General features: G+C 48.4%; 1 tRNA gene. It reads left to right on the plus strand.

The features are described 5' to 3' along the window. Positions 1-86 precede the first annotated feature (86 nt). Positions 87-162 (plus strand) — tRNA-Ala (locus U4Z31_RS37010). The last annotated feature ends 224 nt before the right edge of the window (positions 163-386 follow it).

Genomic DNA, 386 nt, shown 5'->3' on the forward strand with positions numbered 1-386 from the left:
CTTGATAAGGCGGGGGTCGTTGGTTCGAATCCAACCAGACCCACCATTGTCTGGCGGTAACACACCTGAGGTCATCTGTACTCAATGGGGGCATAGCTCAGCTGGGAGAGCACCTGCTTTGCAAGCAGGGGGTCGTCGGTTCGATCCCGTCTGCCTCCACCAATCTTCAATGCTAAGAGTTTGCTGAAAATTCAGCGAGCGCTTTGCATTGGCGATTGAGCCAGTCAGAGTGATACGTAGTGTGTATCGGCTGTCGTTCTTTAACAATCTGGAAGAAGTAAGTAATTTGGATAGCGGAAGCGTCTTTGAGATGGACGTGAAAACTATCCGGGTTGTGATTGTATCGATGTATCTCAAGATGATTCGAACTCTATGTTTGACTCAAT

The sequence above is a fragment of the Burkholderia sp. BCC1985 genome (assembly GCF_905339915.1).
Lineage (GTDB): Bacteria > Pseudomonadota > Gammaproteobacteria > Burkholderiales > Burkholderiaceae > Burkholderia.